10 protein-coding genes are annotated in these 10,536 nt (G+C 42.5%); 2 read left to right on the top strand and 8 right to left on the bottom strand.

Annotated elements, in window-relative coordinates; translation table 11 throughout:
- From ACTQ1L_RS14255 to ACTQ1L_RS14240, 4 genes are all read right to left on the bottom strand, one after another.
- Positions 1-189: hypothetical protein (locus tag ACTQ1L_RS14255; protein ID WP_441367856.1), on the bottom strand; the 189-nt coding region annotated here is incomplete at its 3' end.
- Between the two features lie 303 nt (positions 190-492).
- A complete protein-coding gene (locus ACTQ1L_RS14250) occupies positions 493-1,110 on the bottom strand; it encodes a Fic/DOC family protein (protein WP_441367855.1) in 618 nt (205 codons plus the stop codon).
- Positions 1,091-1,279 (bottom strand): hypothetical protein, encoded by a 189-nt coding sequence (locus ACTQ1L_RS14245; protein ID WP_308500538.1) that lies wholly within the window; start codon positions 1,277-1,279, stop codon positions 1,091-1,093. The genes ACTQ1L_RS14250 and ACTQ1L_RS14245 overlap by 20 nt, the downstream gene beginning before the upstream one ends.
- A gap of 307 nt (positions 1,280-1,586) precedes the next feature.
- Entirely contained in the window at positions 1,587-2,828 is a 1,242-nt protein-coding gene (locus tag ACTQ1L_RS14240; protein WP_055225162.1) for a class I SAM-dependent rRNA methyltransferase, read from the bottom strand.
- Between the two features lie 253 nt (positions 2,829-3,081).
- Here ACTQ1L_RS14240 and ACTQ1L_RS14235 point away from each other — a divergent pair, with 253 nt between their 5' ends.
- Positions 3,082-4,173 (top strand): glycosyltransferase, encoded by a 1,092-nt coding sequence (locus ACTQ1L_RS14235; protein ID WP_441367852.1) that lies wholly within the window; start codon positions 3,082-3,084, stop codon positions 4,171-4,173.
- Between the two features lie 144 nt (positions 4,174-4,317).
- Positions 4,318-5,658 (top strand): butyryl-CoA:acetate CoA-transferase, encoded by a 1,341-nt coding sequence (locus tag ACTQ1L_RS14230; RefSeq protein WP_015568525.1) that lies wholly within the window; start codon positions 4,318-4,320, stop codon positions 5,656-5,658.
- Positions 5,659-5,762: 104 nt separating this feature from the next.
- On the opposite strand, the gene ACTQ1L_RS14225 is transcribed toward ACTQ1L_RS14230, so the two are convergent.
- The 4 genes from ACTQ1L_RS14225 to ACTQ1L_RS14210 form a co-directional block, all read right to left on the bottom strand.
- Positions 5,763-7,016, bottom strand: coding sequence for an alanyl-tRNA editing protein (locus tag ACTQ1L_RS14225; protein ID WP_441367850.1), 1,254 nt, complete (start codon positions 7,014-7,016; stop codon positions 5,763-5,765).
- Positions 7,017-7,064: 48 nt separating this feature from the next.
- Positions 7,065-7,649: a lysozyme inhibitor LprI family protein gene (locus ACTQ1L_RS14220; protein ID WP_441367848.1), complete on the bottom strand. Its 585-nt coding sequence runs from the start codon at positions 7,647-7,649 to the stop codon at positions 7,065-7,067.
- An 81-nt stretch (positions 7,650-7,730) separates the two neighbouring features.
- Positions 7,731-9,770, bottom strand: coding sequence for an ABC transporter permease (locus ACTQ1L_RS14215; protein WP_441367847.1), 2,040 nt, complete (start codon positions 9,768-9,770; stop codon positions 7,731-7,733).
- Complete coding sequence (locus tag ACTQ1L_RS14210; RefSeq protein WP_012743833.1) at positions 9,763-10,530, bottom strand: ABC transporter ATP-binding protein; 768 nt, start codon at positions 10,528-10,530, stop codon at positions 9,763-9,765. The genes ACTQ1L_RS14215 and ACTQ1L_RS14210 overlap by 8 nt, the downstream gene beginning before the upstream one ends.
- Positions 10,531-10,536 lie beyond the last annotated feature (6 nt).

The following is a 10,536-nucleotide window of genomic DNA, read 5'->3' as shown; positions in this document are numbered from 1 at the left end:
GCCGTCGGTGATTAACCCACAGCATTTATTTTTTGACCTGTCAAGGATGGCGGCAGGATGGCGATAACCTAAAACATTTGGGGCTAAACCCATAAGAAAAATGATTGACCCTGAATTTGAATAGAATATTAATACAACTCTTATTATAGCCAATATTAATGCACTAATTATAATTACAATTATATTCATAACCATATTATCCGACCACGTAAATCCACTTATACATCCTATAATCGCACATACACACCAAAATTCTATCCACTTTTTTAATTTAGAATTCTTATTTTTTTTCAGCATAATTTCACCCTTATAATAATTTTCACATTATACTTTTCAAATACGTTTAATCAATACTACATAATCTAAAAGCAAATTACTATATATGTCCGTGACATACCAAATAGCATCATTTCCTCTTCATCCATAACAGCATAGTTGCTTGGAAGCACCAATGCTTCATCATAGCACAAAGCGGAACATTATTCTCTAAAACTATTTTTCAACAAGACAACTACTAATCAGTTCTTCCAACATATCGTTGCTGGCATTTGCCGATCTGACACTGGCGGCTATCATCTCTTCTTTTGAAACATCGGTAAAATCAATTTCAAATCTACCATTGTTCAAGCATAACTGCTCAATGTCTATTCTCTGAGTCCTTCCATTGCCTTCTCTAAACGGATGGATCATATTAATCTCACCCAGGTAATAGGCTAGTCTCTCGCTCATTTCTTCCTTATCGGTTATGTCAGCTAAGAAATTTTCCTTTTTCAGCTTACGATACAAATCATCAAACTGGCTTTCGATAAACTGCACCAAACAGAAAACGGTTCCTTTGGAAATATCAACCGTTCTCGTCTTGCCCGCCCAAGAATATACATCACTGAATAAATGCTTATGTATAGAACAAATATGCTTAAAAGAGAAATCTCCAGTAACGCCTTGACCTACAAGTTCTGCCTGACGCACCGCTGAATAATCTCTTTCAGCCTCATGCAATGTATCTAAATCTCTTATATCCAGTTTATTCTTTAATACATTTGTTCCCGGATAACAGTACTTGGCATCCTGTTCATCCTCATAGAAATAATCATACTCTTGATCCTTCAACCTGCTTCTTGGATACTCTGTATTTCTTATTTAATTCTGAAATTGCATCTGCAGCAGAAACTTTCTTGGTTAAGACATTTCTTACTCTTTGACGACATTCTGTATCAAATGGCATGCTTTCCATTTTGAAGCTGGATTCAATACTGCTTACTCTTCTATCAACTGTCATACACGTATCCTTTCCCCTTTCTCTTTCACAGAAAGGTATTTGTTCTTCTATAGTATACCACAAAACGCTACATCTATACTACAAATTTCCGTATTATGAAAAGCGAACACATAACCTTCTCCGGTGTCATTGTCATTCCAATTTACCCCCATTACATTTCAGGTGCTTGCCACTCAGACTTACCATTTTTCTTACCACTTTATAACACTGTGATACGATATTTTGCGATACTTTACAAGGTTTGCAAGCTAATCACTAAATACTTCCCAGCCCTTGTAAATCAAGCATTTTCGCCACTTTCTGTCATCTACTTCTCATCAACGACCTGGAAAATGAAAAACTTAAGATAATACGACTCCGGTACATTAGCTGAGTTGGCCCACAGTATCGGATGATCCGGTCCCTGTGTGCGGAACTCCACCTGGCGCAGCCTCTTGTGAGTGGCCTTTGCTGCTTCCTTGACCGTTTTGGCAAGAAGCTCCTGCGTCATGAAATGAGAGCATGAGCAGGTAGCCAGAAATCCACCATCCTTAACAAGCTTAAGTCCCTTCATGTTAATCTCGCGGTAGCCCTTTATCGCATTTTTGGTAGCCTCACGCGACTTTGTAAATGCCGGAGGATCCAGAATGACTACATCATATTTTTCACCATCTGCAGCGAGCCGTGGCAGCTCATCCAGCACATTTGCCACGCGAAACTTCACTGTGTCTGAGAGATTATTTCTCTTCGCATTTTCTGTAGCCTGCTTAACCGCATACTCTGATATATCAAGTCCTGTGACCTCACTTGCGCCCGCAATTCCTGCATTGAGGGCAAATGTACCCATGTGCGTGAAGCAGTCGAGCACTCTTTTCCCCTTGCAGATACGCTGCATAGCAAGCCTGTTATACTTCTGGTCTAAGAAGAAGCCTGTTTTCTGTCCATTTTCCACATCGACCATATAGTGAACTGCGTTTTCTACTATCTCCACATTTGTGTCAAACTCGGCTCCTATAAAGCCTTTTACCTTAGGAAGACCTTCTTTTTTGCGCTCATTTGCATCACTGCGCTCGTATACTCCACGAATATTTATTCCGTCCGCCGCCAGCACTTCCTTTAACAGTTCAACGATTTTCACCTTAAACTGCTCCATTCCAAGTGCAAGGCACTCCACCACAAGCACATCAGCGTACTTGTCCACTGTGATACCCGGCAGGAAATCAGCCTCGCCAAATATCACACGACAGCAGTTTAAATCAGGCACATTGTCATTGCCTCCTGCCATCACCTGCTTGCGATAATCCCAGGCATTTTGCACTCTCATCCTGAGGAAATTGTCATCAATCAGCTGGTCTGCTTTTCTTGTCATCATTCTGATACGGATTTTTGAATTCTGGTTTATGAAGCCGCGCCCCATCGGATATCCGTCAAAATCGTGTACCACAACAATATCTCCGTTCGTAAAGGTGCCTGTGATTGTGTCTATTTCATTGTCAAAAATCCATGCGCCGCCTGCCTTTATAGTGCGTCCTTCGCCTTTTTTCAGTGTTACAATTGTATGATTTTCCATGTTTGTTCCTCTTCTAATTTACTTCATTATTCCTTGCTAAAATCTGATTATATAGTTTATCTGAAATTCTATAGCCTTTAGAAATAAGTTTATCTGTCGACATTTCATTTCAATTATATGAAATCCCGGCAATATTTACAATACACAAATATTTCTGCAAAACATGCCGATATATATTATAATAATGTGTGGGGGGTGGTTCTGAATAGTTACAAAGACAATTATAACATCCGACCGGTAAATGGAGATAAATATGATTACAATTAGCTTATGCATGATAGTAAAAAATGAAGAAGAGGTGCTCGAACGATGCCTGAACAGTCTCAAAGGGCTGATGGATGAAATCATCATAGTGGACACCGGCTCGACGGACAGCACAAAGGAGATAGCTGCACGGTATACGGACAAAATCTATGATTTCTCATGGTGCGATGATTTTGCTGCGGCCAGGAATTTTTCGTTTTCCAAGGCTACGCAGGAATACATATATGCACCTGATGCCGACGAGGTGCTCGACGATACCAACCGCAGGCGTTTCATGATGCTTAAGGCTGCGCTGCTGCCGGAAATTGAGATTGTCCAGATGAAATACATTACTCCAAGCAAATTCAACACAGTGCAAAATTCATCCTCAGAGTACCGCCCGAAGCTGTTCAAGAGACTTCGCACGTTTACATGGATTAATCCGGTGCATGAAACGGTTCGCTTAGAGCCTGTAGTCTATGACAGCGATATCTGTATACAACATCTGCCGCAGGGCTCTCACGGCAAACGTGATTTTACCATATTCAAGCGCTCCTTTGAAAAAAACGGCACCCTGCCAAAAAGTATAGCGACTATGTATGCCAAGGAGCTTTTAAAATGCGGAAGTCCCGAGGATTTTACCAATGCCCTGCCATATTTTCAGGGTGAATACCGCAACAGCCCCGACATCGAATCCACCTGCGTGCTATCACGCTACTATCGCATGAATGGCGACTATGACAAATTTTTTTCTGTTGCCCTAAAAAATGTAGCAGTTGATGGCTGCAGCGAGGTGTGCTGTGAGCTCGGTGCGTACTATTTCGACAAGGCAGACTATGAGGAGGCAAGCCTGTGGTATTACAACGCTGCCTTCGAGACAAAGCCGGTACTCGATGTGGAGTGCGGCGGTGGCAAGGCGCTTCATGCCCTGTCTGAGTGCTACTCAAGATGGGCTGATGAGAAGCAGAAAAAGCTTGATTCGCTTCCTCCTAAATCAAGGAATGTATTTAAAGGCGATAAGGAGCTGATTGATTCACTGCGCAGCCAGGCGGCCGATTACCAAAAGCAGGCTGAGGAATGGATGCTTCCGGATGGTGACTAGCAGAGGCTGTCATATAAAAGTCTCCACCAGCATTTACCAACTTGTAAAATCCTCTCTAAAGTGATAATATAGAGATCATAGGGTTTGTTATTTTTTTAACGTAGCATTTTGCTACTATCATTTTAGGTATCTAAGGAGGATTTTATGAGCTTTTTAGAAGAGTACAAGCAGAAACTTGTCTCAGCAGATGAGGCAGTAAAGATTGTCAAATCAGGCGACTGGGTTGACTACGGTTGGTGCACAGGCACACCTGATGCACTCGACAAGGCACTTGCCAGAAGAACTGATGAACTTAAGGATGTCAATGTACGTGGTGGTATTTTACTTAAGCCACTTGCCATTTTCGAGCGTGAGGATGCCGGCGAGCATTTCACATGGAACTCATGGCATATGGGCGGTTATGAGAGAAAGCTTATCAAGAGAGGCTGTTCTTTCTACTCACCAATCCGTTACTCAGAGCTTCCTCGTTATTATAGAGATTCAACAACACCTGACGATGTCGCTATGTTCCAGGTTGCACCGATGGATTCACACGGATACTTCAACTTTGGTCCTAACGCATCTCACCTCGGTGCTGTATGCGAGACTTCAAAGAAAATCATCGTTGAGGTCAATGAAAACATGCCTCGCTGTCACGGCGGTTCAGAGGCCAATGTACATATTTCACAGGTTTCTTACATTGTTGAGGGTGACAACCCTGCAATTGGAGAACTTGGTGCCGGTGGTCCTGCAACAGATGTAGACAAGAAGGTTGCAGAGCTCATCGTTGACCAGATTCCAAACGGTGCCTGTCTCCAGCTCGGTATCGGTGGAATGCCAAATGCAGTAGGCTCACTCATCGCTGAGTCAGACCTCAAGGATCTCGGTGTCCACACAGAGATGTACGTTGACGCTTTCGTTGACATCGCAAAGGCCGGAAAAATCACAGGAGCAAAGAAAAACATCGACCGTTATCGTCAGGCTTACGGCTTCGGTGCCGGAACCAAGAAGATGTACGATTACCTCGATGAGAATCCTGAGCTCATGAGTGCCCCGGTAAGCTACACAAATGATATCAAGAATATTGCCGCACTTGACAATTTCATCTCAATCAATAACTGTGTAGACCTTGACCTCTTCGGACAGATCAGCTCAGAGACCTCAGGCACAAAGCACATCAGCGGTGCCGGCGGACAGCTTGATTTCGTTCTCGGTGCTTATATGTCAAACGGTGGAAAGAGCTTTATCTGCTGCTCTTCAACCTTCACCGACAAGCAGGGCGTAGTTCACTCACGTATCCGTCCTACTCTTGTAGAGGGTTCTGTCGTTACTGACACAAGAGCCAATACTCACTATATCGTTACAGAGTATGGTATGGTAAATGTAAAGGGTCTTTCTACATGGCAGAAGGCTGAGGCAATCATCTCAGTTGCTCATCCTGATTTCCGTGATGAGCTCATCAAAGAGGCTGAAAAGATGCACATTTGGAGAAGATCTAACAAATAATTAACTTTGGATATAATTTTTACAATAAAAGCGGTTTCAAGACGAAATGTCTTGAAACCGCTTTTGTGTTCTTAATCCGTCCCACAAACTATATTTTCAAAAAGTTAAAGCACCTCTTTTAGCACTTCCTCAATCTCGCTCTTTGCTGCCTTGACAGAGCCCTGCACCATAACCGGCTTACCGCCGCCTCTGGCACCCAGCTTATTCCTAAGTGCTGCGGCAACTGTATTGCAGTCTGCATTCTTGCTTCCGATAATAAAGCTATAGCCCGCCTCATCATTTCCTGTAAAAAATGCACTAAAGCCACTATATTTCTCCACAAGGCCATTGACGCAATTTCTTGCTGTATTCGTATCAACGCCGTCCTCAAACAATACTGCATTGTCCGTATCAGCAGGAAGCTCTGCTACCTTATAATCCAAAAGCGCTGACTTTGCAGTGCCAAGTTCTGACTTAAGTGACTGGTTTACTGCCTTAAGCTTTGTGACGTTATCCACAATAGCCTCCTGATTTGTGGTAAATATCCCCATGAGCTCTGAGATGATGTCGCACTTTTGTCTGAAAGCCTCCAGTGCCCTGAAACCACAAAGGATGCTGATTCTGACGCCTCCTTTATAATTCTGATAATTCATAACCTTAAGCATGCCAATCTCGCCGGTGCGCTTCACATGCGGCGCACAGCATGCACACACATCATACCCCGGCACTGTCACTATTCTGACCTGTCCTTCAATCTCGATTTTACTTCTGTACTCCAGCTGCGCAAGCTCATCCCTTGACGGATATGTCACCTCTATCGGAATATTTTTTGAAATGGCTACATTTACCTCATGCTCCACCTCTGCTATATCCTCCGGTGAAATCACTCCACTGAAATCCATTGTCACTACAGAATCACTCAGATGAAAGCCCACATTCTCAAAACCAAACCTGCGGTGGACGATTCCCGAAAAAATGTGTTCTCCACTGTGTTGCTGCATATTGTAAAAACGATGCTGCCAGTCTATTTTGCCATGTACGTGGACGCCTGCTGCAAGCTCCACTTTCTCCGGCTCAAATTCATTGCCGGTGATTTGCTTACCAGCTTCCTTTTCTGCCTCGCAGCAATCACCTGCGGAAATATCCACCGTATGAGTAATGACTCCATTCTTAATCTGCACATCAACGACCCTGTAGCCTCCAAGTATTCCCATGTCCGGGCTCTGTCCGCCCTCCTCCGGGAAAAATAAAGTCTGATTTAATATTATATCAAACTGCTTATCATCTGCCTTGTTCGGCTCGCAGGATATAACATCTGCCTCAAACTCTATGGCATATGCATCCCTGTCGTATAGTTTAATTGTTTCTGTCATACTCATACTGCTTGTTCCTCTCATTTCATTGTCATTATTATTATCGCAGCTATTCTATCTCAGATATTGTGCAAGATAATAAACCCTGGCCTGCGTCAGCTCTGCTGCCTCACTATTCTCCAAAAGCGGCTGTAATGAGCCTCCCTCTGCATCTGCTCCGGCCGCCTTAACTTTGGCTTCTTTATCTGCAATCCAATTTCTTTCGTCCTCAGTTAGCTTTGACATTGTATCATCATCGAGCTTATCCTTTAAACGTTCCCATATAGAGTTAAGCTCATCATCCCAGAGCTTATACATCTGAGCTGACAATTGGTTCATATCCCCCTGTGTGAGACTTGAATCATTTGTAAGCTTATCATCTATCTCATCTGACTGTGCTTTAATCCCGGCAAGCTCCGCATCTATCTCAGAATTACCGCTTTTATTGTCCAATTTGTCAGCCTCATCCGTACTCTGCTCCATATCATTTTTCTCTGAAGTCTCTGTTTCATCATTTTTTTCTGTGTCATCTATTTTACTGAGTAAAGTCTGCACTGCACTGTCATTCATGCCAGCCTTATCATTTGTCCTAGTACATCCCACCGCAAGCAGTGCTGTCGAAGCCATAAGCGCCGATAAAATAACTATTCTCTTCTTCATAATGGATTCTCCTCTTTCTCCGAAATATACTGTTTCATAGCTATGTCCTATTATAGCGCATTCATAATTCATATGAAACCCCTAAATCTGGTTTCCCACAATCCTGTAGTATGCTCTCGAAGTAATCTTGAAAACAATATAGTATATGACCATAAACACAAAAAACGTAGCAACCATACAGATCACAATAAGCTTAACATCCGTCAGATTACACATGGCAAGCAGCCTGCGCAGCAGAGGAAATGCCGCTGCAAGGTGACACGCCGCAAGCATAATCGGCAGGAAAAACACCATGCGCACCTGTGAAGTAATGGATTTCTTCACCTCGTCATTGCTCATGCCCACCTTCTCCATAATCTCATACCGGGCTTTGTCATCATAGCCCTCTGAAATCTGCTTATAGAAAATAATCATCACAGTAACCATAAGAAACATCGTTCCAAGGAATATTCCGATAAAGAACAGGCCTCCGTACAGCACATAGATTTGTTCTCTGTTCGCATCACGGCTTTCCTCATAGAAGCCTGACACATCTGATTTTACACTATTTTCCTCAAAATGCTTATCCAGCGCCTTTGCCACAGCAACCTTATCCTCACTGCTGCCGTACAGATTATAATCAATTTCATTGTTGAGCATAGTCGGCACACTATCCTCTCCCAGCGAGCTGTTCAGGTTAAATATCTCTGCAAGTGTTGCCTTGCTGTCTACCACTACATAGTACACACCACTATACATAGAGGACATATAGCTGTCTTTACTTACAGCTGTTTTTTCTGTCGCAGCCACTTTAAATTCTTTGCCCAACAGATTAATTATATCGCCATTAAACTTTTCCGTTCCATAAACAGCCACCGAACCGGTATCAAGCTGTGGGATTTTTTTATTCAGACTCTCTTTAAAGCCGGTCTCCATCTCATCAATTTCATCTCCTGTAACAAAATACAACAGGGAAATATCGTTATCGTAACTTAACACCGGCTTAAACTCTGTCCCCTCTCTAAACACTGTCCAGCTAAAATAAGTGTAGCTTTTGCTGTCTTTAACATTACAAGCAGAGTCAGCTATTATTTTATCCGAATCTGCAGCAGCTTCTTTAAGTGCATCATCCAGATTCACATCAGCCGGCACTTCCTTATACCAGCTATATACACTGATATCCGAAGGATATCTCTGCTTAAGCTCGCCCTCCGTGCCCGCATACATGCTCACGGTTGTGGAAACAACCACCAGTACCATGGTGGAAAGCACACATATACTCGCTAGTCCGCCCGCATTCTGCTTCATTCTGTAAATCATTCCTGAAACCGCTGCAAAATGCTTTTTGTTATAGTAGAAGCCTTTATTTTTCCTGAGAGCCTTCAGTATCACGATGCTTCCGGAAATAAACAGAAAGTAGGTTCCTATTATGACCAGAAGTACTGCTACAAAAAACAGGGAAAGCACCTGCAGCGGGTTCTTTGTCGTAATTGCAATATAATATCCCCCTGCCAGACATAACAGACCTATAATAGCGATAAACCATTTGTTCTTTGGCTCTTTCTCACCGACATTGCCCCCGCGAAGCAGCTCTATCGGATTAGCAAGCTTCACCTGCATCAGGTTATAGATGAGAGTGAGAAAATACAGCACTCCAAAAATAAGTATTGTATTCACAACAGCGCTAGTAGATACAGTAAAATTAATTTGTGCTTTAATATTTATAATTCTATAAAGAAACATAATCATCAGCTTGGAAAATAAAATCCCGGCTATGATTCCAGATGCTATTGCTGCGAGTGCTACAGTAAGTGTCTCAATTGACAAAACTCTCGCGATATGACGTTTTTCCATGCCAAGAATATTGTATATTCCTACCTCTTTCTTGCGCCTTTTGATGATAAAGCTGTTTGTATAAAACAGAAATATATATGAAAAAATCGCTATTATTCCGCATCCAAGCCCCATTATATCCACCAATATCTCCGCACCCGGCACCTTGCCAAGTCCCTTTGAGTTGTTTAAAAACATCATCACATAAAACATGGCTATCATGACCATTCCCGATATAATGTAAGGCATATAGAGCGTCTTATTATTTTTTATATTTGTAAATGCCAGCCTGCTATATATTTTATTCATGCTTCTCACCACCTGTCGTAATCAGCATAAGTGCATCCTGAATCTTCACATAAAGCTCGTCATTTGTAAGATTGCCACGGTAAATCTGATGGAACACCTGACCGTCCTTTATGAAAAGCACCCTGTTGGCATGACTTGCAGCCTTTGTGCTGTGTGTCACCATGAGAATGGTCTGTCCGTCCTCGTTTATCCTGTTGAACAGCCTAAGCAGACTATCTGTTGCCTTTGAATCCAGTGCTCCTGTTGGCTCATCAGCCAAAATTAATTCGGGATTTGTTATTATCGCACGTGCCACTGCTGCCCTTTGTTTCTGTCCTCCTGACACCTCGTATGGATATTTATTAAGCAGCTTTTCAATTCCAAGCAGTGAAGCTATAGGTGCAAGCCTTTTTTCCATATCCCTATAGTCCACACCTGACAGCACAAGCGGTAAAAAGATATTGTCCTTCAGTGAAAAATTGTCAAGCAGATTAAAATCCTGAAATACGAAGCCCAGATGCTCACGCCTGAAGGCAGATATCTCCTTTTCCTTCAATGAGACAAGGTTCTTTCCATTTAAGAGTACCTCTCCCGCTGTCGGCTTATCAAGTGCCGCGAGAATATTTAAGAGTGTCGTCTTTCCTGAGCCGGACTCTCCCATGATTGCCACATACTCACCTTCCTCTACAGAGAAATTGATGTTTTTCAATGCCTGTACCTGATTTCCACCAAATCTGGTGGTATATATTTTTTTGAGGTTACTTACTTCTAAGATTGCCATTTCAAT

Source organism: Agathobacter sp. LCP21S3_B2 (assembly GCF_052118705.1).
GTDB lineage: Bacteria > Bacillota > Clostridia > Lachnospirales > Lachnospiraceae > Roseburia.
Note: the sequence above shows the minus strand (reverse complement) of the source record. Positions and strands in the feature narration are given on the sequence as shown.